The 23,646-nt window shown below is 58.2% G+C and carries 20 protein-coding genes, 1 tRNA gene and 1 pseudogene; 17 read left to right on the forward strand and 5 right to left on the reverse strand.

Going from position 1 to position 23,646, the window contains the following annotated elements; translation table 11 throughout:
- Nucleotides 1–4: 4 nt before the first annotated feature.
- The gene (locus FJU08_RS08585; protein ID WP_141148557.1) at nt 5–1,225 is read right to left on the reverse strand and encodes an NAD-dependent epimerase/dehydratase family protein; all 1,221 of its coding nucleotides are present in this window, start codon (nt 1,223–1,225) and stop codon (nt 5–7) included.
- A gap of 338 nt (nt 1,226–1,563) precedes the next feature.
- Here FJU08_RS08585 and ybgC point away from each other — a divergent pair, with 338 nt between their 5' ends.
- The 10 genes from ybgC to glmM all read left to right on the forward strand — a co-directional run bounded on the left by ybgC (nt 1,564) and on the right by glmM (nt 13,121).
- A complete protein-coding gene (gene ybgC, locus FJU08_RS08590) occupies nt 1,564–2,037 on the forward strand; it encodes a tol-pal system-associated acyl-CoA thioesterase (protein ID WP_141148558.1) in 474 nt (157 codons plus the stop codon).
- Nucleotides 2,038–2,346: 309 nt separating this feature from the next.
- Nucleotides 2,347–3,066, forward strand: coding sequence for a protein TolQ (tolQ, locus tag FJU08_RS08595; RefSeq protein WP_141148559.1), 720 nt, complete (start codon nt 2,347–2,349; stop codon nt 3,064–3,066).
- A 27-nt stretch (nt 3,067–3,093) separates the two neighbouring features.
- Nucleotides 3,094–3,546, forward strand: coding sequence for a protein TolR (tolR, locus tag FJU08_RS08600; protein ID WP_141148560.1), 453 nt, complete (start codon nt 3,094–3,096; stop codon nt 3,544–3,546).
- Between the two features lie 8 nt (nt 3,547–3,554).
- The gene (locus FJU08_RS22725) at nt 3,555–4,709 is read left to right on the forward strand and encodes a hypothetical protein (RefSeq protein ID WP_181409787.1); all 1,155 of its coding nucleotides are present in this window, start codon (nt 3,555–3,557) and stop codon (nt 4,707–4,709) included.
- Between the two features lie 83 nt (nt 4,710–4,792).
- Nucleotides 4,793–6,100: a Tol-Pal system beta propeller repeat protein TolB gene (tolB, locus tag FJU08_RS08610; protein ID WP_141148561.1), complete on the forward strand. Its 1,308-nt coding sequence runs from the start codon at nt 4,793–4,795 to the stop codon at nt 6,098–6,100.
- 365 nt (nt 6,101–6,465) lie between these two features.
- The gene (pal, locus tag FJU08_RS08615; protein WP_141148562.1) at nt 6,466–7,002 is read left to right on the forward strand and encodes a peptidoglycan-associated lipoprotein Pal; all 537 of its coding nucleotides are present in this window, start codon (nt 6,466–6,468) and stop codon (nt 7,000–7,002) included.
- A gap of 184 nt (nt 7,003–7,186) precedes the next feature.
- Entirely contained in the window at nt 7,187–8,056 is an 870-nt protein-coding gene (gene ybgF, locus FJU08_RS08620) for a tol-pal system protein YbgF (protein WP_141148563.1), read from the forward strand.
- 11 nt (nt 8,057–8,067) lie between these two features.
- A complete protein-coding gene (gene tilS, locus FJU08_RS08625) occupies nt 8,068–9,435 on the forward strand; it encodes a tRNA lysidine(34) synthetase TilS (RefSeq protein ID WP_181409788.1) in 1,368 nt (455 codons plus the stop codon).
- Between the two features lie 95 nt (nt 9,436–9,530).
- Nucleotides 9,531–11,486, forward strand: a complete 1,956-nt coding sequence (ftsH, locus tag FJU08_RS08630; RefSeq protein ID WP_141148565.1) for an ATP-dependent zinc metalloprotease FtsH — start codon at nt 9,531–9,533, stop codon at nt 11,484–11,486.
- A gap of 276 nt (nt 11,487–11,762) precedes the next feature.
- The gene (glmM, locus tag FJU08_RS08635; protein ID WP_141148566.1) at nt 11,763–13,121 is read left to right on the forward strand and encodes a phosphoglucosamine mutase; all 1,359 of its coding nucleotides are present in this window, start codon (nt 11,763–11,765) and stop codon (nt 13,119–13,121) included.
- A 68-nt stretch (nt 13,122–13,189) separates the two neighbouring features.
- On the opposite strand, the gene FJU08_RS08640 is transcribed toward glmM, so the two are convergent.
- Complete coding sequence (locus FJU08_RS08640; RefSeq protein ID WP_141148567.1) at nt 13,190–14,116, reverse strand: LysR family transcriptional regulator; 927 nt, start codon at nt 14,114–14,116, stop codon at nt 13,190–13,192.
- A 260-nt stretch (nt 14,117–14,376) separates the two neighbouring features.
- On the opposite strand from FJU08_RS08640, the gene FJU08_RS08645 reads away from it, so the two are divergent.
- From FJU08_RS08645 to FJU08_RS08665, 5 genes and pseudogenes are all read left to right on the forward strand, one after another.
- Nucleotides 14,377–15,669: an ABC transporter substrate-binding protein gene (locus FJU08_RS08645; protein WP_141148568.1), complete on the forward strand. Its 1,293-nt coding sequence runs from the start codon at nt 14,377–14,379 to the stop codon at nt 15,667–15,669.
- A 92-nt stretch (nt 15,670–15,761) separates the two neighbouring features.
- Nucleotides 15,762–16,625, forward strand: a pseudogene (locus tag FJU08_RS08650) (carbohydrate ABC transporter permease); the annotation flags it as partial.
- Nucleotides 16,618–17,493: a carbohydrate ABC transporter permease gene (locus FJU08_RS08655; protein ID WP_141148570.1), complete on the forward strand. Its 876-nt coding sequence runs from the start codon at nt 16,618–16,620 to the stop codon at nt 17,491–17,493. The pseudogene FJU08_RS08650 and the gene FJU08_RS08655, both read left to right, overlap by 8 nt.
- 66 nt (nt 17,494–17,559) lie before the next feature.
- Complete coding sequence (locus FJU08_RS08660; RefSeq protein ID WP_141148571.1) at nt 17,560–18,639, forward strand: ABC transporter ATP-binding protein; 1,080 nt, start codon at nt 17,560–17,562, stop codon at nt 18,637–18,639.
- 53 nt (nt 18,640–18,692) lie between these two features.
- Nucleotides 18,693–20,003: a Gfo/Idh/MocA family protein gene (locus FJU08_RS08665; RefSeq protein ID WP_141148572.1), complete on the forward strand. Its 1,311-nt coding sequence runs from the start codon at nt 18,693–18,695 to the stop codon at nt 20,001–20,003.
- A 281-nt stretch (nt 20,004–20,284) separates the two neighbouring features.
- Here the strand turns inward: FJU08_RS08665 and FJU08_RS08670 are convergent, their stop codons facing one another.
- On the reverse strand, nt 20,285–20,863 hold the full coding sequence (locus tag FJU08_RS08670) for a transglycosylase SLT domain-containing protein (protein WP_407943692.1): 579 nt from the start codon (nt 20,861–20,863) through the stop codon (nt 20,285–20,287).
- Nucleotides 20,864–21,132: 269 nt separating this feature from the next.
- Between FJU08_RS08670 and FJU08_RS08675 the strand changes: the two genes are divergently transcribed.
- Complete coding sequence (locus FJU08_RS08675; protein WP_141148574.1) at nt 21,133–21,531, forward strand: TIGR02300 family protein; 399 nt, start codon at nt 21,133–21,135, stop codon at nt 21,529–21,531.
- Nucleotides 21,532–21,590: 59 nt separating this feature from the next.
- Here FJU08_RS08675 and FJU08_RS08680 read toward each other — a convergent pair whose 3' ends face one another.
- Both FJU08_RS08680 and FJU08_RS08685 read right to left on the reverse strand, forming a co-directional pair.
- On the reverse strand, nt 21,591–22,238 hold the full coding sequence (locus FJU08_RS08680; RefSeq protein ID WP_141148575.1) for a chloramphenicol phosphotransferase CPT family protein: 648 nt from the start codon (nt 22,236–22,238) through the stop codon (nt 21,591–21,593).
- Nucleotides 22,235–22,879, reverse strand: a complete 645-nt coding sequence (locus FJU08_RS08685; RefSeq protein ID WP_141148576.1) for an aspartate/glutamate racemase family protein — start codon at nt 22,877–22,879, stop codon at nt 22,235–22,237. Before FJU08_RS08685 ends, FJU08_RS08680 begins: the two co-directional genes overlap by 4 nt.
- Before the next feature lie 276 nt (nt 22,880–23,155).
- Between FJU08_RS08685 and FJU08_RS08690 the strand changes: the two genes are divergently transcribed.
- Nucleotides 23,156–23,231: transfer RNA gene (locus FJU08_RS08690), tRNA-Ala, on the forward strand.
- The last annotated feature ends 415 nt before the right edge of the window (nt 23,232–23,646 follow it).

Below are 23,646 nucleotides of genomic sequence, written 5' to 3' on the forward strand. Positions count from 1 at the left end.
GGTGTCAGGAAACAGATTTCAGCGACTTGCCTTCGGGATCGTGATTGATCGTCTTGGCAATGTCCTTGGTCCATGCCGAGATGGCCGGAACGCGTTTGCGATCGACGCGATAGGCGAATTTCTTGGCGACATCGACGATTTCGCCCAGAAGCCCTTCCTTCAGCGTGATCGGGTTGAGGCCAAGCCCGATGAACTTGTCGTTCTTGACGATCAGGTCGTTTTCTGCGGCCTCCTTGCGTGGGTTTGGCAGCCAGGCGATTTCAACGCCGGTCATCTCCGAGATCATCTTGGCCAGATCGCGCACGCGGTGGGTTTCTGTCATCTGGTTGAAGATCTCGACGCGGGAATTGCGGGCCGGCGGGTTTTTGAGCGCCAGTTCGATACAGCGGACCGAATCCTGAATATGGATGAAGGCGCGAGTCTGGCCGCCGACGCCATGCACCGTCAGCGGATAGCCGATCGCGGCCTGGATCAGGAAGCGGTTCAAAACCGTGCCGTAATCGCCATCATAGTCGAAGCGGTTGATCAGCTGCGGATGGCGCTTGGTCTGTTCGGTATGCGTGCCCCAGACAATACCCTGATGCAGATCAGTAATCCTCAGCCCGTCATTCTTGGCATAGAAAGCAAAGAGCAGCTGATCGAGGCACTTGGTCATGTGGTAGATCGAGCCGGGATTGGAGGGGTAGAGGATTTCCTGGCCGACCATATCGCCGTTGGAGGCCTCGAACTGGACGGGCAGATAGCCTTCCGGGATCGCCGCACCAACGGTGGAATAGCCATAGACGCCCATGGTGCCGAGATGGATCAGATGCGAATCAAGCCCGAGTTCCACCAGCGCATTCAGAAGGTTATGTGTGGCGTTGACGTTGTTGTTGACCGTGTAATTCTTGTGGCGGTCGGTTTTCATCGAATAGGGCGCGGCGCGCTGTTCGGCAAAATGGATGATGGCATCCGGGCGCTCTTCGGCGAGCCACTGCTTGAGGATCTCGTAATCCCCGGCCAGATCAATCAGGTGGAAATGAATGCGGCGGCCGGTTTCGGCATGCCAGATACGGGTACGTTCCTGGATCGAATCCATCGGCGTCAGCGACTGAACACCGAGCTCGGTATCGATCCAGCGTCGCGACAGATTGTCGAGAATATGGATCTCATGGCCAGCATCCGACAGATGAAGCGATGTCGGCCAGCCGATGAAGCCGTCGCCGCCCATAACCGCAATTTTCATGGATTAACTCCCGTCCGATTCAAACACAGATATGCCTAAGGTCTGCATTAGTATGACACGATTGCAATGATTTTGTTACGGGCTATCGGAAGAGGACGCGATACACGGCGTGTGCAGTGCACCGCGAGGATGGTGCCGAAGGGGGCTCAGTTTCATTCGGTGAGGGTCGCCCACGTGCCCGGCAGGCCGCGCCGTCAATGCCAGTTCCGTGAACCGCGTCGAGGGGAGGTTTCGACATGGTCTGAAAGCGGGATGTGGTTCATTGCCTTGCAATTGCCTATGCTGTCTGGCATCGCCGGTTTCGAGCCAGCGGCGGTGAAGACAGGATGAGAATGAGCATGACCGAAGACATCATAGATAATGAACTTTCCGCAGCATTCGGCGGACGTCTCGAGAACGGGCTTCATCGCCTTGTGCAGCGGGTTTACTATGAGGATACCGATTTTTCCGGCGTGGTTTATCACGCGCGTTACCTGCAATTTCTGGAACGCGGCCGGACGGAGTTTCTGCGTTGTCTCGGCGTTGGTCAGGCAAAACTCAGGGAGATCGATGAAGAGGGACTGGCCTTTGCCGTGCACCACATGGACATCACCTTCAAATGGCCCGCGCGAATGGACGACATTGTCGAGATCCGAACGACCACGCGAAAGACGACCGGTGCGCGCATGGTGCTCGATCAGGAGATCCGGGCCAATGGTGTGACGCTCATTCTGGCGACCGTCACCGTTGTGGCTGTCAACGCGAAGGGCAGGGCACGCCGTCTGCCGGATGACCTCGCCGCGACCATGGCGCGCGGTGCAGGTCTTGATTAAACCTGAGTATTGTGTGAAGGATTTTTTGCTTCGAGTCCGGGGCGAAAAAGGCCCTTATTGCTCCAAAATCCGGACATAATCCTGTCTCGGCGGTGCAACAAAGTAATGATCCCTTAACCATAATGTAGTTTTATGGTGAATACGGGATTTGCCGGCCTTGTGCCTCCCTTTCACCACGATTCCGGTGAAAGAAGGTCTGAGAAACTGGGCAATCCGGTACATGCCGGATTTCCGGCCCGGACTTGCAGGCGACCTTAAACTGTACCCACGCCCGGGTGAACGGGCTTCTTATCAAGGACTTGGATTTAAATGGAACAGCTTGGGTTGGACGCGACGACGGCGAATATCGGCCTTTTGGCGCTCTTCTGGCAGGCGGGGCTGATCGTAAAGATCGTGATGCTGGGATTGATCGCAGCGTCGATCTGGACATGGGCGATCGTGATCGAGAAATTCATCGCCTATAACAAGGAAAAGCGCGCCTATAACCAGTTTGAAGATTCATTCTGGTCAGGAAATTCGCTGGAAAAGCTTTATGGCAGTCTGGCGGAGCGCAAGACCAGTGGCATGGCGGCGATCTTTGTTTCGGCCATGCGCGAATGGAAGAAATCCTTTGAGCGCGGTGCACGCGCGCCGGTCGGTCTGCAGATGCGTGTTGAAAAGGCGATGGATGTTGCCATTCAGCGTGAAAGTGAAGCGCTCGAAGCACGGCTTGGCTTTCTCGCCAGCGTCGGTTCGGCCGCGCCTTTCATCGGCCTGTTCGGCACGGTTGTCGGCATCATGACCTCATTTCAGGCGATTGCCGGTTCTAAATCGACCAATCTTGCCGTCGTTGCACCGGGTATTGCCGAGGCGCTGCTGGCAACGGCGATCGGCCTTGTCGCCGCTATTCCGGCGGTTATTGCCTATAACAAATTCTCAAGTGATGCCGGCAAGCTGACGGCGCGGATGGAAGGTTTCGCGGATGAATTTGCCGCGATCCTCTCCCGCCAGATCGATGAGAAACTGCAGCCGCGCCAGGCCGCTGAGTGACGACCAAGCGATAGAAAGGCTTTAACTATGGCAATGTCCGTAGGAGCGGGTGGAGCAGGCGGCGGTCGCCGCGGCCGCCGTCGCGGTCGCAAGCGGCCGATGAGCGAGATCAATGTGACGCCGCTCGTCGACGTCATGCTCGTTTTGCTGATCATTTTCATGGTCGCTGCACCGATGATGACGGTGGGTGTGCCGATTGACCTGCCTGAAACCCAGGCTCAGGCGCTGAATTCGGATACGCAGCCGATCACCGTATCGGTCAATTCCGACGGCAAGGTCTATCTTCAGGAAACCGAAATCCCGATTGATGAAGTGGTGGCCAAGCTCGAGGCCATTTCCAAGACAGGGTACAATGAGCGTATCTATGTGCGCGGCGACGCCAATGCCGATTATGGTACCGTCATGAAGGTGATGGCGCGGATCTCGGCTGCCGGTTTCAAGAATATCGGCCTCGTCACGCTGCAGGAAAAGGACAGCTGAGCGTCGCCATGAAGCGCAGTGTCGCCATTTCGTTTATATTGCACTGTCTTGTGATCGGGATGGCCGTGCTCGCGCTCGGCTCTCCCGATGCATTCGAAGTGGCAGACGTCAATGCCCTGCCGGTGGAGCTTATCCCCGTTCAGGAGATTACCCAGATTCAGCAGGGTGACGACAAGGCTGATCTCGCCGATATCGCCGCACCCGTGCCGACCAAACGGCCGGACCCGGTCGAGGATGCGCAGAATGTCGGCGACAATACCGTTGATCTGAGCACGCAGAAAAATGCCCAGGCGGCAACGCATGAGCAGAAGGCTGCCGCCCCGCCTAAGCCTTCCGAGGCACCGGCGCCCGAGCCGCAGCCGACGCCTGAGCCAGAGCCTGCACCGGCGCCAGCCCCGACGCCGGAGCCCGCACCTGCACCAAAGCCAGCACCTGCACCGGCGCCGAAACCTGCCCCTGAACCTCAGCCCGAGCCCAAACCGGAACCGGCGCCTCAGGCGGTGGAGACGCCTGATCCTGCACCCGCTCCGGCGGAGCAGACGCCAGACGATCTGGTTTTCCCTGATCAGGCGCCATTGCCGCAGAAGCGCCCTGATACGCAGGTCGCGGAAGCAAAACCAAAGACCGAGCCGCCGAAAACCGAGCCCGTGAAAACCCCGGATCAGGCTGAAAAGCCAACGCCGAAGCCGACGGAAAAGCCGAAGGCCGAGAAGAGCGAAACGGCGACCGACAATACCGAGAATTTCGACGTCGATCAGATCGCGGCCCTGCTGAACCGTGATGCAGCCCAGGGCGGCGGCGCCAAGCGATCCGAGACGCCGGCAGCGCTTGGTGGCCAGAAGACGACAACCGGTGCTCAGTTGACCCAGAGCGAGCTTGATGCGCTGCGCGGCCAGATCCAGCGCAACTGGTCAATCCTGGCCGGTCTTGACGGTGCTGATGGCGTGCGGATCCGCATCCAGATGAGCCTGGACCAGAATGGTGCGATCATCGGCGAGCCGCAGGTCACGGCGACCGGTGGTTCCGATACGGCCCGTCAGATCCTTGCCAGCGGTGCCCGGCGTGCGGTGATGAAGGCTTCACCCTTCACCCAACTTCCGCCTGAAAAATATGAAGCTTGGAAAGAAGTCGTTGTGAATTTCGACCCAAGTCAGATGCTATGATTTTCACCGCCGGTGTCAGCGGGGGAGGGACCCGCTGCCCCTGAATGCGATCACCGGTCAAAAGCTGAAAGGCCCGTCCGATTATGCTAAAACGCTGCCTACTTCTCATCTCGCTTGCCTATGCCGGGTTGAGCATGATGTTTGTCGCACCCGCCAATGCTTTGGTCGAAATCGATATTTCTCAAGGCAATGTCGCTCCGCTTCCGATCGCGATCACCGATTTTGCCTCCGATGACGGCATCGGCGCGCAGATCTCCGATGTGGTGAGCGCGGATCTGAAGCGGTCGGGGCTCTTCGCTCCGATCGACAAGGCGGCCTTTATTCAGAATATGACCGGTCCTGACGAGACGCCCCGTTTCCAGGACTGGCAGTTGATCAATGCCTCGGCGCTTGTCGTCGGCCGGATATCGAAGGAACCGGATGGCCGTTTGCGTGCCGAGTTCCGCCTGTGGGATACCTATGCCGGCCAGCAGATTGTCGGCCAGCAGTTCTTCACCAAGCCGGATAACTGGCGACGTGTGGCGCATATCATCGCGGACCAGATCTACAAGGCGCTGACCGGTGAGGACGGCTATTTCGACAGCCGGGTTGTCTTCGTCTCCGAAAGCGGCCCGAAGAATGATCGCAAGCGCCAGCTGGCAATCATGGATCAGGACGGCGCCAATGTGGAGATGCTGACCAGCGGCGACTATATGGTGCTGACGCCGCGCTTCTCGCCGAACCGGCAGGAGCTCACCTATATGTCCTACGAGAACGACCAGCCGCGCGTCTATCTTCTGCAGCTGGATTCCGGTCAGCGCGAAGTTGTCGGCAATTTCCCCGGCATGACCTTTGCGCCGCGCTTCTCACCGGATGGCCAGCGGATCATCATGAGCCTGCAGCAGGATGGCAATGCCAATATCTACACGATGGATCTCAGAACGCGTGCAACGACGCGGCTGACCAGCACGGCGGCAATCGATACCTCACCATCCTACTCACCCAATGGCCAGCAGATCGTGTTCGAGAGTGACCGCGGCGGCCGCCAGCAGCTTTATGTCATGAACGCGGATGGTTCGAATCAGCACCGCATTTCCTTTGGCGACGGCTCCTATTCGACACCTGTCTGGTCACCGCGCGCCGATCTGATCGCCTTCACTAAACAGTCGGGCAACACCTTTTCCATCGGCGTCATGAAGCCGGATGGCAGCGGCGAGCGTATCCTGACCTCAGGCTTCCACAATGAAGGCCCGACCTGGTCACCAAATGGCCGCGTGCTGATGTTCTTCCGGCAAAATGCCGGAGAGGGCGGCCCGCATCTCTATACGATCGACCTGAGTGGCTATAATGAGCAGGAAGTTCCAACCCCGCAATTCGCATCGGATCCGGCCTGGTCACCGGTGCTTGACTGATGCTGATGCCGGGCGCGCTGTCTTGTGGAAAGCCTGCGCGCAGGCGTGACTGGTGTTGAATAGAGGCGGCCTGAACCTGAGAGATGCATGCTGTTAACCATCTTTCTTGAGCAGGCGTTAACGCCAGAATGCGATAGAGGGAACGGAAAATTTACTGTCTTTCTTTCGCAGAAACGGACTATGCGTTAACCCCGGGCAAATCAGTGCCGGCGGGTTGACGCGGACTGAAACGGTTTTGGAAGGGCGTGCGGAGTTCTTTCCTTCTGATCCGGGAGATGGTGATGATACGTTCCGGCCTTACCGGCTGGCGGCGGTGTCGATCCGAATTTGGAACGAGGATCCTATTCGTTAAGGAGTGCGGCGATATGAGCCGAGCAATCATCGGGGCTTCCAGCCCGCATATGAAATTCTTCAAGCCGACGGTCATGGCTATCTGTGCTGTCGTCGCACTGGGGCTTGCCGGCTGCGCCTCCAAGGACCAGAACCTGCCCGGCAATGGCGCAAATGGCGCTTACGGCACGGCCGGGTCGGCGACGCCCGGCTCTTCGCAGGACTTCGATCTGAATGTCGGTGACACGATCTATTTCGAAACCGATTCGACCTCGATCACGCCCGTTGCCGCAGAAACGCTGAACAAGCAGGCGCAGTGGCTGCAGCGTTACCCGCAATATGGCATTCGCGTCGAAGGTCATGCCGACGAGCGCGGCACCCGCGAATATAACCTCGCACTTGGTGCGCGCCGTGCAACCGCGACCAAGAACTATCTGATTTCGCGCGGTATTCCGGCCAATCGCATCAGCACGATTTCCTACGGCAAGGAACGCCCCGTCGCGACCTGCGACAATATCAGCTGCTGGTCGCAGAACCGCCGTACCGTTACGGATCTTCTCGGCGGCAACTGATCTCGTTGCGTTACAGAAATGGCGCCGGCTGTGATGGCCGGCGCTTTTTTGTCTTCTGGCGGCCGCAAAACGCACTCAGAGGTTAAAAATAATTTGAATCGTTCCTATAAAGGCCAGAATGTCTTCCTAGCTATAGGCTAGGGATATTCGGATATATGTTTTATTGATTGGGACGAAGGACGACATGAGGAAGACACTTCTCGCCCTGCTTGCCTGTTCGGTTCTGGCGATTTCGCAGCAACAGGTCATGGCGCAGGGCTTTTCACTGTTTCCGAACCGGCATGCAAGCGAGACGGCCGCAACACAGCCAGTGACCAAGGTGCAGGCAACCGATCCAAGCATGCAGATCGATGAACTCCAGCAGCAGGTGCGTGATCTTACCGGGCAGGTGGAAGATCTGAGTTACCAGATGCTGCAGATGGAAGAAAAGATCCGCAAGATGCAGGAAGATATCGAGTTCCGTTTGCAGGACCTCGAAAATGGCGGTGGCGGATCGTCAGCCCCGGCAGGCGGCAAGACTGGTGCTGCCGAACCGGCAACGCCGCCGAGCCAGGACAGTGCTGCGGCCGCAACCCCCAGCCTGACATTTCCCGATAACACCGGCACAGGCACTGGCTCGGGCAACGGAGATGCGGCTCAGGCGCAGTTGCCGGCTGCAGCCGAAAGTGATTCCAGCGATGCCCAGTTTTACAAGGTCGCGTATGATCTGATCCTTTCGGGAGACTATCCCCAGGCAGAACAGGCCTTTGGCGAATTCGTTCTCAGCTATCCCAACAGTGCACTTCTGCCGGATGCGAGCTTCTGGCTTGGCGAGGCAATGCTGGCGCAGCAGAAATATAATGATGCCGCCAAGACCTTCCTGAATGCCTACAAGGCCTATGGCTCTTCCGACAAGGCGCCGGAAATGCTGCTGAAACTCGGTGAATCGCTGGCGGGCCTCGACAACAAGGAGACAGCCTGCGCCACCTTCAAGCAGGTTCCTTCCCGCTATCCCGATGCCGCACCAGCCGTTTTGAGCAAGGCTGCAGCCGATATGAAGAAGCTTGGCTGCTGATTGCGATGGACATGAGTGAAACCATTGGCCCGCGTGATCCTGATGCGGTGGCCGATGCGTTCATCGCAAGCCTCAGGCCTGCGGCCTCATCATCGGTGACCACTCTGTTGGTCGGCGTTTCGGGCGGCAGTGACTCCGTCGGCCTGATGATTGCCCTGAAATCTGCGATAGGGCGCCTGAAGCGTGATGATATCAGGCTCGTTGCGGCCACAGTTGATCACCGGTTGCGCGCCGAATCTGCCGATGAGGCAAAGGCCGTCAGCGAAATTTGCCGGCAGATGCAGATCGAACATGAAACCCTTGTCTGGAACGATGCTGCCTCTGGTGCGAGCGTCTCGGACAGGGCGCGCAATGCGCGCTATCAGCTGTTGCAGGATCTGGCCTCGCGGATAAAGGCGCAGGCAATCATCGTTGCCCATACATTCAACGATCAGGCTGAAACCGTTGCCATGCGCCAGATGCGCGCGCGTGAAGGCGAGGGGCTCGCCGGTATGGCGCCTGCCGTGCTGGTCGGTGGCCGGCACTGGTTGTTGCGGCCGTTTCTATCGGTTTCGCGTCAGGACATTCGCGACGGACTGATAGCGCGCGGTCAGGCCTGGATCGATGATCCGACCAATGATGATTGCCATTATGAGCGGGTGCGTATGCGCCAGAGGCTTGATGAGGCCGCGCGGACGAAACTGGTGGCGGTGGCCCGGCGACAGGCAAAGGAACGCCAGGATGTGGCCGAACGCGCTGCCCGGTTGATCGAACAGGCTGTGACGGTTCATGGGGCCGTGCTGGCCGAGGTTGATCTTTCGGTTCTGGGAACCGCCGATGCGGGTGTTGGCAGCCTTGTGCTGAGAAGCCTCGTTGCGGTTTGCGGCGGCCGGAGCTTTGCTGCGGGCCGTGATGTTCGTGAGCGGCTGATGGACGTGGCGATGTCTGCCGGTGATGGCAGGATGACGGCGGGGCGCTGTGTGATCACCAAAAAGCGCGACCGGCTCTTTATTGTCAGGGAAAACCGCAATCTTCCCGTGCTGACACTCGATGCCGGCGAAAGCGGTTGCTGGGATGCGCGTTTCATCATCACGAATCGCACGGCGTCGCCGGTGCGGATTGCCGCAGGGCAAATTACCCCGGAAGAGGGGGATGGCTGCGGATTGCCGGCTTCTGTTGCGGGGCAGTTGCGATGCGCGACCCCCAACCTATCCATCGGTGGTGGTATGGCGGAAGGGCAGGGATGCCGTGATATTGTGGTGGAGCCCTATCTCGCTCCTTACGAAAAATTTCTTCCGCTCTTTGATCTTGCGCTCGCCAATGCTATCGCGACCTTGTTTCGTCGCACGTCATTTGCGGAGGCCGCAATGGTTGAACATACCGTGGAAATTGCCTCTTGAAACAATGGTTGTCTTGGCAATAGCTGATGGCGACCCTATGTTAGGCCTAATTCCACGGCGGATATGACGCCGAACTTATGATTTCGGGGATTTTGATGAACCCAAACTTACGTAACATCGCGCTCTGGGCGATTATCGCGCTGCTGCTTATCGCGCTGTTCAGCATGTTTCAGTCGACGCCATCACATAATGCGTCGAGCCAGATAGCCTATTCCCAATTTGTCAGCGATGTGGATTCCGGCCAGGTTCACGATGTGACGATTACCGGCAACACGATCACGGGGACCTATTCGCAAAAGGCGGGGCAAACCTTCCAGTCCTATGCGCCGGTGATCGATGACACGCTTTTGAACAAGCTGGAAGCCAATAACGTCATCGTGGTGGCACGTCCTGTCAGCGATGGTTCGGGCGGGTTCCTGAGCTATGTCGGCACACTTCTGCCCATGCTGCTGATCCTCGGTGTCTGGCTTTTCTTCATGCGTCAGATGCAGGGCGGTTCGCGCGGGGCGATGGGTTTCGGCAAGTCGAAGGCCAAGCTTCTGACGGAAGCCCATGGCCGGGTGACCTTTGAGGATGTCGCCGGTGTCGATGAGGCCAAGCAGGATCTTGAGGAAATCGTTGAGTTCCTCCGTGATCCGCAGAAGTTTCAGCGCCTTGGCGGACGCATTCCGCGCGGCGTTCTGCTGGTCGGCCCGCCTGGTACCGGCAAGACGCTTCTTGCCCGCTCGGTAGCAGGCGAGGCCAATGTGCCCTTCTTCACCATTTCCGGTTCGGACTTTGTCGAAATGTTCGTCGGTGTCGGCGCATCGCGTGTGCGTGACATGTTCGAACAGGCCAAGAAGAACGCACCCTGCATCATCTTCATTGACGAAATCGATGCGGTTGGCCGTCATCGCGGAGCCGGTCTCGGCGGCGGCAATGACGAGCGCGAGCAGACGCTGAACCAGCTTCTGGTCGAGATGGATGGTTTCGAGGCCAATGAGGGCGTGATCCTGATAGCTGCCACCAACCGTCCCGATGTTCTTGATCCCGCCCTTCTGCGTCCCGGCCGTTTTGACCGTCAGGTCGTTGTGCCGAACCCGGATATTGTCGGCCGTGAACGCATCCTCAAGGTTCATGCCCGCAATGTTCCGCTGGCACCGAATGTCGATCTCAAGGTGCTGGCCCGCGGCACGCCCGGATTTTCCGGTGCTGATTTGATGAACCTCGTCAATGAGGCGGCCCTGATGGCGGCTCGGCGCAACAAGCGTCTGGTGACGATGCAGGAATTCGAGGACGCCAAGGACAAGATCATGATGGGCGCAGAGCGCCGTTCCTCGGCCATGACCGAAGCGGAAAAGAAGCTCACCGCCTATCACGAGGCCGGTCACGCCATCGTGGCGATGAAGGTGGCGGTTGCCGATCCAGTCCACAAGGCGACGATCATTCCGCGCGGCCGTGCGCTTGGCATGGTCATGCAGCTGCCGGAAGGCGACCGCTACTCGATGAGCTACAAGTGGATGGTCTCGCGTCTTGCCATCATGATGGGTGGCCGCGTTGCCGAGGAAATCACCTTCGGCAAGGAAAATATCACCTCCGGCGCGTCGTCCGATATCGAGCAGGCCACCAAGCTTGCCCGCGCCATGGTGACGCAGTGGGGCTTTTCCGATGAGCTTGGTCATGTCGCCTATGGCGAAAACCAGCAGGAACTGTTCCTCGGCCATTCGGTATCGCAGTCGAAGAATGTTTCGGAAGCCACCGCCCAGAAGATCGACAGCGAAGTCCGCCGTCTGATCGATACGGCCTATCGTGAGGCGACCGATATTCTGAAGGACAATCACGAGGGTTTTGTTCAGCTGGCGGAAGGCCTGCTGGAATATGAGACGCTCTCCGGCGACGAGATCAAGGCGCTTCTTCAGGGTCAAAAGCCCTCGCGCGATATGGGCGACGATACGCCGCCGTCACGCGGATCCGCCGTTCCGACCATGGGCGGGCAGAAGAAGGAAAGCGACAAGCCTGCCGGTGACGGTGATGCTGACAGCAAGGGCGGTTTTGAACCCCAGCCTCACTGACCTGTTTGTCTGTGTTGACAAGAGTTTGGAAAACGCCGGCCTTGTGCCGGCGTTTTTGCTGACTGGGTTCAATAGTCCTGCTTCCGCCATAATCGGCGGGTCAATGCTTCTGGTAACGTGATGTTAGCGACGTTGACGTTAATTTAAGTGTCGCTAAGCGATAAATCTGTCAGAAAATGACGAGTTACGATGTGAAGGCGCGTTGCGCGAGACCTGCTACATCACAGATATAAGATGATGGAGCTTACGGGCTCCCTGCAGTGAAACGGAAGAACAATGGCACGCAAATATTTCGGAACAGACGGTATTCGCGGACAGTCCAACAGCTTCCCGATGACCCCTGACATTGCCATGCGGGTCGGGATTGCCGTTGGTACGGTTCTGCGTCGTGGTGATCACACCCATCGGGTTGTCATCGGCAAGGATACGCGCCTTTCGGGCTATATGCTGGAAAATGCCTTGGTGGCGGGCTTCACCGCAGCCGGGCTCAACGTCTATCTGCTCGGCCCGATCCCGACACCGGCCGTTGCCATGCTGACGCGCTCTCTGCGCGCCGACGTGGGCGTGATGATCTCGGCATCACATAATCCTTTTGCCGATAACGGCATCAAGCTTTTCGGCCCCGACGGTTACAAAATGTCGGATGAGCTGGAAGCCCGGATTGAAGCTTTGCTCGATCGCGACGATTTTTATCCGCAGCTGGCCAGTTCCAATAAAATTGGCCGTGCCCAGCGCGTCGACGGCGATATCTATCGCTATATCGAATTTGTGAAGCGCACGCTGCCGCGTGATGTGACGCTGCATGGGTTGCGTGTTGTCATCGACTGCGCCAACGGCGCCGCCTATAAGGCCGCACCGACGGCGCTGTGGGAACTAGGCGCCGATGTGGTGACCATCGGCACGGAGCCGAACGGTCTCAACATCAACAAGGAATGCGGCTCGACCTATCCCAAGACCTTGCAGCAGAAGGTGCATGAAGTGCGCGCCGATATCGGTATCGCGCTTGATGGCGATGCCGACCGGGTGATCATTGTCGATGAGAAGGGTAATATCATCGATGGTGACCAGCTGATGGCGGTGATTGCCTCGATCTTCCACGAAGATGGATTATTGCAGGGCGGTGGCGTTGTTGCGACTGTCATGTCCAATCTCGGCTTTGAGCGCTATCTGAAAAAACAGAAGCTTGATTTGGTGCGCACCAAGGTCGGCGATCGCTATGTGGTCGAGCATATGCGCAACCACGGCTACAATGTTGGTGGTGAACAGTCCGGCCATATTGTCCTGTCGGATTTCGGCACGACGGGCGACGGTCTCGTGGCCGCGCTGCAGATCCTTGCTGCCGTCAAGCGCTACGGCAAGCCGGTGAGTGAAGTGTGCAACCGCTTCGAGCCTGTGCCGCAGCTCCTGCGCAATGTTCGCATCAGTGCTGGCACCAACCCGCTTGGTGAAGCGCTTGTGCAGGAAGCGATCCGTGATGCCGAGGCCGAGCTTGGCGAGAAGGGCCGTGTGCTGATCCGTCCCTCGGGTACCGAGCCGCTGATCCGCGTGATGGCTGAAGGTGATGATCGCGGCCAGGTCGAGCGGATTGTATCCAGTCTGATCGATGTGATTGGCAGTGTACGCGACGCGGCCTGAGGCTGGCGGATCAAAACGGACAATTTGAAAGGCGCGTCTGCAATCCGGACGCGCCTTTTCCATGCGCTTCATTCAGCCGCAATCGGCGGTCCGGTTCGTTCCACTGTCGTGCGGATCAGCTCGATGAATTTTGCGACATTGGGATCAGACCGCCGTTCGGGCAACACATAGATGCCGAGCAGCCATTGCGGCACCATTTCGCCGTCAAGCGGTTCGACCCTGCCGAGCCCCTGGTCGAGAAAGCTATCGGCAAGCAGGGCGCTGTGGATCAGCACGGTATCGGTGTTGCGGATGAAGTCCGTGCAGGCACGCATCGAGTTCGAGGTAAAGGACAGGCCTTCGCGATTGGGCTGCGGGCCTTCGAAGCCGGCATCAACCAAAAGCCGCTTCAGTCGCGCCTCCGGCGGAAAGGCCATCGCCGTCGGCCAGGCAAAGATTTCCGACAGCCGACGCGGCGCTTCAAGCAAAGGATGTCCCGGCCGGGTGAAATAGCCGTCACGCGCCGAACAGAGCGGTATGAAATCAATATCCACCTCGCGCGCCAGATTGGCGATCTGGTGGCCGACAAACAGCGAGATATCACCGGCCCACAGCTGATCCATGCAGCGCATCGCATCGCCGATCGAAACATTGATCGGCGCATTGGGGTGCTGGCGGAAATGCTCAAGGACAAAGTCCTTCAGAAACAGCGTCCAGGACGAATAGCCGGTGCCGATGGAAATGCCATGATCGATCTCGGCCTGCTGGCGTTCGATGGTCTCCAGCGCATTGTCGTAGAGGCGGCGCATCAGAGCGGCATTCTTGTAGAGTGTTTCACCAAAACGCGTCAGACGGACCCCGCGGGACGAGCGCTCGAACAATTTGGCGCCAACCGTCCGCTCCAGCTTCTTCATGGCGTAGGTCAATGCTGGTTGAGAGACAAGTAATCGTTCGGATGCAGCTACGAATGACCCCATTTCTGTCACCGCGAGAAATTGCTCCAGCGCCTTGTCCATTTCATCTCCTCCGTGCCGTTATCAAGCCGGTCGATTTCTCAATGCCAATATTGATATAAAATACACTTATAGAAGTCGACATTTTTTGTATTTGTTTTCGAGTTTTGGCCTCGCTAGGTTTTCCACATCAACCGGTCCGCATCATGTGGCGATGCCCTGCAGGGAGGTTTGCAGGTGAGCCCGGTTGGGCTGCTGCGCTGGTGAGTGGCGTAGCTATTGAGTGACATTTCAACCGTTGAATTGCGAATGGGAGGAGAATCATGAGCAATTTGGTAATGAACAGGCGTCGTTTTCTCGGTGCGAGTGCAGGTCTTGCATCCATGCCGCTCTGGGCACCGGGTTTGGGGCTTGCCGCTGACGCTGCCAATATCCGCATGGTGTGGTGGGGCTCGGAGGAGCGTGCGCGGCGCACCACGGATGCGGTGAAGGCGTTTGAGGCAGCCAATGCCGGTATCAGCGTCGAAACCGAATCCATGGGCTGGGACGATTACTGGACCCGCCTTGCGACCCAGGTTGCCGGTGGCAATGCGCCCGATTTCATGCAGATGGATTATCGGTACGTCTCGGAATATGCCCGGCGCGGCGCAATCCTGCCGCTGGATGACTATCTCGGTTCGGTGCTGAAGATTGAGGACTTCGGCAAGGTCAATCTGGATTCCTGTTCCGTCGACGGTAAGCTTTACGGCGGCAATGTCGGTGTCAATTCCTTCGGCACCATTCTGGACCCGCAGCTGTGGCAGGATGCCGGTGTTGAGCCGCCGACCTATGGCACGAGCTGGGATGAATTTACCGAGAAGTGCAAGGCCTACAGCGCCGCCACCAAGGCCAAGGCCAAATATGCAACGGCTGACGCCAGCGGCAGTGAGAACCTGTTCGAGGGCTGGTTGCGCGAAAACGGCAAGGCGCTTTACACCGGCGATGGCGAAATCGGTTATGATGCCGATGATGCGGCGAAGTGGTTCACCTACTGGGCGGATATGCGCAAGGCCAAGGCCTGCGTTCCGGCTGATATTCAGGGGCTCTACAAGAATTCGATCGAAACATCGCCGTTGACGCTCGGCTATTCGGCCTCCGACTTTGCCTTCTCGAACCAGTTTGTCGGCTTTCAGAAGCTGAACCAGCCGACGCTTGAGATCACGGCGCAGCCGGTGACCCCGGATGGCAAGCCTGCGCATTATCTGAAACCGTCGCAGATGTTCTCGATCTACACCAAGTCCAAGGTTCCCGAACAGACGGCGATGCTGATCAATTTTCTGATTGCCGATCCGGCAGGCGCGCTGATCCTCGGTGTTGAGCGCGGCGTACCGGCGTCGCCTGCTATTCGTGAGGCTTTGATGCCGACACTGGACGCGCCAAGCGCCAAAGCGGTTCAGTTCATTTCTGATCTTTCGCCCTATGTCGGTGATCTGCCGCCCGCTCCACCGCAGGGTGCCGGCGAAATGAATGCAGTCCTTATCCGCATCAGCCAGGAGGTCGCATTCGAGGCCTCGTCGCCGGAAGATGCCGGCAAGGCGCTGGTCGCCGAAGCACAATCCGTGCTGAAGAGGGGGTGAGGCATATGGCGATCAGCGAGCAATCGCGCGCCACGGTCCTTGAGGGCGGGGGAAATCCCCCCGCCCGTTCCATCGCAGGCGTCTTCAGAAAAAACGCATCGGGCTATTTCTTCCTTGCCCCCTGGCTGATCGGTTTTTTCTGTCTGACGATCGGACCGGCACTGGTGTCGCTCTATCTGTCCTTCACGGATTTCGATCTCTTGCAGAGCCCGCATTGGGTCGGCATGGCAAATTATGTCCGCATGGCCACGGCAGATCCGAAATTTACCGCGGCCATGCATGTCACCTTCATCTATGTCATTTTATCGGTGCCGCTGAAGCTTGCTTTCGCGCTGGCGGTTGCCATGGCGCTCAACCGCGGCCTGAAGGGGCTGACGGTCTATCGGGCAATCTTCTATCTGCCCTCGTTGCTCGGCGCCTCGGTCGCCATTGCTGTTCTGTGGCGGCAGCTTTTTGCCGCTGATGGTATGGTCAACAGCGTGCTTGCCATCTTCGGCATCGAGGGGCCCAGCTGGATCTCCAATCCGCATTATGCGCTCTACACGTTGGTGATCCTGTCGGTGTGGCAGTTCGGCTCGCCGATGATCATCTTTCTGGCCGGTCTCAGGCAGATCCCGACGGATATGTATGAAGCGGCAAGTCTCGATGGCGCATCGGCCTTCCGGCAGTTTTACCGCATTACCCTGCCGCTTCTGTCGCCGGTGGTTTTCTTCAACTTCGTCATCCAGACGATCGAGGCCTTCAAGGCGTTCACGCCAGCCTTCATCGTCTCCGGGGGAAGCGGCGGGCCGATCAATTCGACGCTTTTCTACACGCTTTATCTCTATCAGGAGGCTTTCGGCTATTTCCGCATGGGCTATGCCTCGGCGCTGGCCTGGGTGCTGGTGGTCATCATCGCGATCTTCACCGCCTTTTCCTTCCTGACGACAAAATACTGGGTGCACTACGATGAGTGATGAAGCCCGCATTCTTCCCGGTCAGCAAAGCGATCATCCCTATCTCCGCTCGACACTTCTTCATGCCGTGCTGATGGCGGTGTCTTTCGTGATGCTCTATCCGATCCTGTGGATGCTCGCCGGGTCACTGAGGCCTGCCTCGGAACTGTTCGGTGGCAATACCTCGCTGATCCCCTCACAGGTGACGCTCTCGGCCTATCCGGATGGCTGGTTCGGCCTGCAGGTGAATTTCGGCCGGTTTTTCTTCAATTCGCTGGCGATTGCCACTCTTGCCACGCTTGGCAATGTGTTCGCGGCATCGCTGGCCGCCTTCGCCTTTGCCCGGCTCAACTTTTTCGGGCGCAGTTTCTGGTTCGCGCTGATGCTCGGCACGTTGATGCTGCCCTATCACGTGACGCTGATCCCGCAATATGTGCTGTTCTTGAACCTCGGCTGGGTGAATACCTGGCTGCCGCTGATCCTGCCGAAATATTTCGCGGTCGATGCCTTCTTCATCTTCCTGATGGTGCAGTTCTTCCGCGGTATTCCGAAGGAACTGGACGAGGCGGCGCAGATGGATGGCTGTTCGCCCTGGCGGATCTACCGCAAGGTGATACTGCCGCTGTCGATGCCGGTTCTGGCAACAGCGGCGATCTTCTCCTTCATCTGGACCTGGGAGGATTTCTTCGGTCCGTTGATCTACATCTCCGACATGAAGAAATACACCGTGCAGCTTGGCCTCAGATCCTTTGTGGATTCCAGCGGCACATCGAGCTGGAACGAGCTTTTCGCCATGTCGATCCTGTCCCTGATCCCGATCTTCCTGATCTTCCTGTTCTTCCAGCGGTTGCTGATTGAAGGCATCGCCACCACCGGAATGAAGAGATGAGGATCACGCGGTCATCGCCAGACCCTGATGGGCAGCAGTGATGCCGCGACGAGAAAGAGAGTAACTATGTCAACGAGCATTCAACTCAGCAAGGTGACGAAGCGGTTCGGGTCGCTTGATGTGATCCGCGGCATCGATCTTGATATTCGCCCCGGTGAATTCACCGTCTTCGTTGGCCCTTCCGGTTGCGGGAAGTCGACGCTTTTGCGGATGATCGCAGGCCTTGAGACCATTTCCGGCGGCGATCTTCTGATCGCCGGAACAAGGATGAATGATGTCATGGCCTCGAAACGCGGCATCGCCATGGTGTTCCAGTCCTATGCACTCTATCCGCATATGACGGTCTACAAGAACCTCGCTTTCGGTCTGGAGACCGCCGGTCTCAAGCGTGACGAGATCGACCGCCGGGTCAAGGAAGCCGCCGAAACCCTTCGCATCAGCGAATATCTCTCCCGCCGGCCCAAGGCACTGTCCGGCGGCCAGCGCCAGCGTGTGGCGATCGGCCGGTCGATCGTGCGCGATCCGAATATTTTTCTGTTCGACGAGCCCTTGTCCAATCTCGACGCCGAGCTTCGGGTGCAGATGCGCGTCGAGATTGCCAAGCTGCATGAGCGGCTGGGTAATACCATGATTTACGTGACCCATGATCAGGTTGAGGCCATGACCATGGCGGACCGGATCGTGGTCTTGAAGAGCGGGCAGGTGATGCAGGTCGGCACGCCGCTCGAGCTCTACAATACGCCTGCCAACCAGTTCGTTGCCGGCTTTATCGGCTCGCCGAAGATGAACTTCCTTGAAGGCAGGCTTGGCAGCAATGGCACGCTTTCCGTTGCCGGAACAACGGTCAGGCTAAGCGGGGCAGCGGCAGGACTTTCGGTGAGCGGCGAGACGGTCACGTTCGGCATCCGGCCGGAACATATCGTTCTCGGCGAAAGTGCCGGTGAAGCGCTCGGCGAGGCTCGGGTCGAGCTGGTCGAGCATCTTGGCGGCACGACGGCACTTCATGCAACGACGTCAACGGGTGAGAGCCTGACCGTTGTTGCACCTGGTCAGTCAAGGATCGCCCATGGCGATCTGGTTCCCATCGGTTTCGATGCGGAAAACGGCCATGTCTTTTCGAAGGACGGGGCAGCGCTCCGTCATTGAAACGCAGTTAATTCCCCGGCCATGTGAGGCCGGGCCATCAAAAGGGCAAGACAATGAAATACGCAATCGTTGGTACGGGATCGCGGCACAAGATGTTTCGTGGCGCCGTTGCCGATACCTATGCTGACAAGAACGACCTCGTGGGCCTGTGCGACATCAACGAGAAGCGACTGGCGCTCTCGGCTCTGGCCGTCGACAAGGGAGGCAACGGCATTGCAACCTATCGCGCTGAACAATTCGGCGAGATGATCGACGAGCAGAAGCCGAATACCGTCATCGTCACCGTGCCGGATTATCTCCATCACGACTACATCATCGATGCCATGCGGCGCGGTTGCGATGTGATGACCGAAAAGCCGATGACCATCGATCTGTCCAAGCTGAAGGCCATTCTCGATGTGCAGAAGGAGACTGGCCGCAAGGTGACCGTCACCTTCAACTATCGCTACACACCGGCCCGCACGCAGATCAAGGACATATTGATGTCGGGTGCGATTGGTGATGTGACGGCGGTTTCCTTCCGCTGGTATCTCGACCGCGTTCACGGCGCCGACTATTTCCGTCGCTGGCATCGCTACAAAAATCAGTCCGGCGGTCTGCTGGTGCACAAGTCGACGCATCATTTCGATCTCGTCAACTGGTGGCTCGGTTCGTCGCCGACAAATGTCACCGCCCATGGCAGCCGGGCCTTCTATCAGCCGGAGATGGCCAAACAGATGGGGCTCAGCGAACGCGGTCCGCGCTGCTACGGCTGTCCCGTGGCGGAAAAATGCGATCTGAGGCTGGATCTGACGGCCGATGATGCCCTGCGCGAGCTCTATCTGGAAGCCGAGGATGATGATGGCTATCTGCGCGATCGCTGCGTCTTTGACGAAGATATCACCATCGAGGACACGATGCAGGTTCACGCCACCTATGCCAATGGGGCGATGCTGAACTACACGCTTTGCGCCTACAGCCCCTGGGAGGGGCTTGAGGTGAAGTTCTACGGCACCAAGGGCGAACTGTCGCATCGCCATGTCGAGGTGCATGGCGTTTTCGGCGGCGAACGGGCCAAGGCGGAAGGTTCCGAAGCCATGACCACGACGCTTTATGTCGCCGGCAAGCCCGCGGAAGATATTCCGGTGTGGGAAGGGGCAGGGGCCCATGGCGGCGCTGATCCGGTCATGCTTGGCTATCTGTTCGATCCGGAGATGGGGCATGACCGCTATGGGCGCGGATCGACCCATATTGACGGCGCCTGGTCGATCCTCACCGGCATTGCTGCCAATGCCTCGATCGAACGCAACGAAACCGTGCATATCGACAGTTTCCTGTCCGAGCACGGTATCGTCCTGCCGAAGAAGGAATGGAAATTCGGCTGATTTGAAAAAGGCCGGCGGAGCGATCCGCCGGCCTTCTGACTGCTGACAAACCGCATCCCTTTTCGCTGACGTCATGCCAGTGCTTGGTCCACAGGCATCCAGACGCACGGCGAAAGGCTCTTATAATCAATGCTATGAAGAGCATGGATCCCCGTGACGAGCACGGGGATGACGAAGGAGGGCGCGGCTATTCCGCCCCGAACAGGCATTCTGAACGACTATTGTCAACAGTCTGAGGGCCGGTGGAGCGATCCGCCGGCCCTGATCAAACTGCTCTGAAGCTAGTTCAGGCAGCGGCGCAGCTGCAATTCGTAGGCACGGGCCATTTTCTGGGCGCGGGCAGCGCCATTAAGCGCAACCGGGCGGTTTTTGTAGGCGCCGCGGGCATAGCCCGTCTGGCCGCTGTGATAGGCGAGGTAAAGGTCGTAGGCATCATTGAGCGGAATGCCGTTCCTGACATGGCTCTGATAGTGATACCAGGCAATGAATGTGATCGAATCGCCGAAATCGGTGCGGCTTGCACCGCGGTTTCCGGTCTGACGCTTGTAGTCATCCCAGGTGCCGTCAAGCGCCTGGGAAAAACCGAGCGCGCTGGAGGGGCGGGGACCGGGAAAAATACCGAAATACCATTTGCGCGGCGGGCGGGCATTGGAATCGTAGGACGATTCCACATAGACCGTCGCCATGAGAACCGAGACGGGCACGCCATACTGGTTGGATGCACGCTTGACGTCGCGTGACCAGTTCTCGAAAATTCCGTTCTTCTGCGCCAAAACGGCGCAGCTGTTTTCGGTATTGCTGATCGTAGTCGAGCAGCTCGACAGAACAGCAAGGCTGAGCAGGGCAAAAATGGCCGACAGAACCGATCTCTTCATGCTTGCTGCTAATAGGTAACAGACCTTAAAAAACCGTTGGGAAACACGGTTAATGCCACATCCGGCGATCCGGCACTTGATCTTGGCGCCCGCTCGTGCTGAAGCTTGCGCCAGGCTTGCCTGAAGCGGGGAAAGTTTGGCTTTGACATACGTCCCCCCGCACTATAAGGGGACCGCCTGATAACCAGAGCTGTAAATTTCGGCTCGACGGCTTGAATGCCGGTCTTCATCCGGAGAATCACGAGGGTATTGACGTGGCCAAAGCGGAACTTGGAACCAAGAGAACCTGCCCCGATACGGGCAAGAAATTCTATGACCTGAACAAGGACCCGATCGTGTCGCCCTATTCGGGCAATTCGTGGCCGCGGTCCTTCTTTGACGACACGGCCATCAGCAAGGTCCTTGAGAAGGAAGAGGAAGAAAGCGACGTCCAGGAAGTCGACACCGAAAACGGTGATGTCGAACTGGTTTCGCTTGAGGCATCGGACGACGACAGCCCCTCTGACAACATGCCGGACATTGATGGCGACGAAGATGATGATGTCGATATCGGCGATGACGACGACGACACCTTCCTCGAAGAAGACGATGATGACGATGATGACGATGTTTCGGGTATTATCGGCGTATCGGATGACGACGAGGAAAACTGATCGCGCATGGGCGTGAACAGATCAGGCGTTTTTGAAAACCCGCGCATCGGCGCGGGTTTTTACATTCGGGTGGCGTGACGTCTGGCAAGTGCGGGAAAGGCCGTGCCGAAGCCATGACAACGGTTCAGTTGCGCGGCCAGCAGTGCGGCGGCGGCTTTCGGCTGGTGGATTGCCGTATCAATCTCGATATCGTAAAGCCTGTGAGCGTGGACCGCATCCTGCCAGGCAAGCACCGGGGCAGGGATCTCTCCACTGTCATCAGAGACGAGATAACTGTTGCCTGCCATGGCGCTTTGCCGGCGTCGGCGCATGATCTCGGCAAGCGGGCAGAAAATGCCTGCGAACAGAACCGGCAGCCCCGTGAGCCGGTTTGCGCAATCGTTCAATATGCCGAGTGGCTGGCTGTAGCCATCGTGATGGCCGACATCGACAACCACGTTGAGACCCTGCCTGCTATGGGCGGCAATCGTCTCATAAAGGGCCGCATAGAGGGCAGGAAGCCGGGGTTCCAGTGCGGGCATCTCGCCGCCGGGGCGCAGGCCGATGCCGGGCAGGAGCCGTTTCGGCAGTGTCTGCATGTGGCTGTCGACACCGAGATTGATCCAGTCCCCGTCAAAACTGTCCTGTATGGCGCGGGCGATGCTGGTTTTGCCGGAACGTGGTGCCCCGTTCAAAATGACGATCCGGCCCTGCTTGTTCGGGGTCATCGCGCCTGCGCAGCCTTGACGGCTGCAAGCAGGCCCGCCGATGGGCTGGTGAAAGCCCTCGGGCCCGCTGCGGTGCGTTCAGCTGCCGCCGCCATGGTGGCCTGGGCAAGGGCCACATGGTCGGCGCCTTGCGCATAGGCCCTGTCTATCGCGGCGGCGATGTCGCCTAAATAGCCATCGAGATCGCCCGCCTTGCGCTTGTCCCAGGCGCCTTCGACGAGCAGAATTGCAAAGTCGCGGCCGGATGGTTCAGCGATATGGGCAAAGAGCGCGCGTGTTGGCTCCATCGTGGTCGGTGCGGCGCAGAGAACGACAAGGTTGCCACCGGCGGCAAGGGCTTCAACGGCCAGGGCCTCGTCGACGCGCAGGACAGGACTTGCGGCCTGCCTTGCCGCCGCGCTTGCCGGCCCAAGCGTCGAACAGGTCAGCAGGACGGCATCGGCAGAGCGTGACAGCGCTTCGAGCGCACGGGCCGCTTCGTCGCGGATCGGCGTGGTCAGCGCACCCTCTTCTTCGGCCCGCTGCAGAAGATCGGGACGCACCGTATGGCTCAGCGTCAGGCCATCGATGCCGAGCGCGGTTGCCGCCGCGTCAAAAACGGCGATATTGCTTTCAACGGTATGGAGGCAGGCGACATGCATTTTCTTCTCCGCTCGAATCGTCAGTGACAGGTGAACGCTATAGCAGCGCGATGACGGTTTCATGGCCCATCTTTTCGATCGTCCCGCAGAGTGGATAAACTTTCTTGCGAAGCAGAGTGCCTGCGTTTCGGCACTTTTTCCTCCGCCGATGAATTTTTTGCGACGCAAGCTATTTTTGGGGCTTGCATCCGTCCAGAAAGCAAAGTAACAAGCCGCCATCCGACGCGAACAAGCGCCGGGCGGGTCGAAAAGAAACCAGCTTTCGATCTGTTTCGTGGGGCTATAGCTCAGCTGGGAGAGCGCCTGCATGGCATGCAGGAGGTCAGCGGTTCGATCCCGCTTAGCTCCACCAAATTCCTTTCTCTCTGTAAAACATCATATAGTTTGAACCTTCCGGACGGGCTTTGACCGTTTTGGTCACGTCGCTTGAGCTTTTTCGCACCTAAAGCCCTGATGTGTTTTGGCTATCTGGCATTCGGCAAGAGGAGCGGCGCGTTCATCCGCCGTTCGAGACCGGCGCGATTTTGGCGCAAACAGCGCTCTGCAGAAGAAAAGATTGTGGTCAAAGCCCAAGGGAGGCTTCGTCCGTTACATGACTGCAATGCGCCCCCATTTCCGACGTTCAGCGCCCTTCGTACCAGCTCCCGAAAGCGGACGCTATGTTTGCGCTCTGCACTGTTCTCTGCCTCACCAGCCGTCGCGAAACCACATACAATATATGCTTTGGCCAAATCAAAACGCAGTTTCAACCTCGCGGAAACCTACAT

The organism is Martelella alba (assembly GCF_006516955.1).
GTDB lineage: Bacteria > Pseudomonadota > Alphaproteobacteria > Rhizobiales > Rhizobiaceae > Martelella > Martelella alba.

Bases quoted from the DNA above. Each gene is read 5' to 3' on its own strand.
- FJU08_RS08585 (WP_141148557.1), bottom strand. From the start codon at position 1,225: ATGAAAATTGCGGTTATGGGCGGCGACGGCTTCATCGGCTGGCCGACA.
- ybgC (WP_141148558.1), top strand. From the start codon at position 1,564: ATGACCGAAGACATCATAGATAATGAACTTTCCGCAGCATTCGGCGGA.
- tolQ (WP_141148559.1), top strand. From the start codon at position 2,347: ATGGAACAGCTTGGGTTGGACGCGACGACGGCGAATATCGGCCTTTTG.
- tolR (WP_141148560.1), top strand. From the start codon at position 3,094: ATGGCAATGTCCGTAGGAGCGGGTGGAGCAGGCGGCGGTCGCCGCGGC.
- FJU08_RS22725 (WP_181409787.1), top strand. From the start codon at position 3,555: ATGAAGCGCAGTGTCGCCATTTCGTTTATATTGCACTGTCTTGTGATC.
- tolB (WP_141148561.1), top strand. From the start codon at position 4,793: ATGCTAAAACGCTGCCTACTTCTCATCTCGCTTGCCTATGCCGGGTTG.
- pal (WP_141148562.1), top strand. From the start codon at position 6,466: ATGAGCCGAGCAATCATCGGGGCTTCCAGCCCGCATATGAAATTCTTC.
- ybgF (WP_141148563.1), top strand. From the start codon at position 7,187: ATGAGGAAGACACTTCTCGCCCTGCTTGCCTGTTCGGTTCTGGCGATT.
- tilS (WP_181409788.1), top strand. From the start codon at position 8,068: ATGAGTGAAACCATTGGCCCGCGTGATCCTGATGCGGTGGCCGATGCG.
- ftsH (WP_141148565.1), top strand. From the start codon at position 9,531: ATGAACCCAAACTTACGTAACATCGCGCTCTGGGCGATTATCGCGCTG.
- glmM (WP_141148566.1), top strand. From the start codon at position 11,763: ATGGCACGCAAATATTTCGGAACAGACGGTATTCGCGGACAGTCCAAC.
- FJU08_RS08640 (WP_141148567.1), bottom strand. From the start codon at position 14,116: ATGGACAAGGCGCTGGAGCAATTTCTCGCGGTGACAGAAATGGGGTCA.
- FJU08_RS08645 (WP_141148568.1), top strand. From the start codon at position 14,377: ATGAGCAATTTGGTAATGAACAGGCGTCGTTTTCTCGGTGCGAGTGCA.
- FJU08_RS08655 (WP_141148570.1), top strand. From the start codon at position 16,618: ATGAGTGATGAAGCCCGCATTCTTCCCGGTCAGCAAAGCGATCATCCC.
- FJU08_RS08660 (WP_141148571.1), top strand. From the start codon at position 17,560: ATGTCAACGAGCATTCAACTCAGCAAGGTGACGAAGCGGTTCGGGTCG.
- FJU08_RS08665 (WP_141148572.1), top strand. From the start codon at position 18,693: ATGAAATACGCAATCGTTGGTACGGGATCGCGGCACAAGATGTTTCGT.
- FJU08_RS08680 (WP_141148575.1), bottom strand. From the start codon at position 22,238: ATGACCCCGAACAAGCAGGGCCGGATCGTCATTTTGAACGGGGCACCA.
- FJU08_RS08685 (WP_141148576.1), bottom strand. From the start codon at position 22,879: ATGCATGTCGCCTGCCTCCATACCGTTGAAAGCAATATCGCCGTTTTT.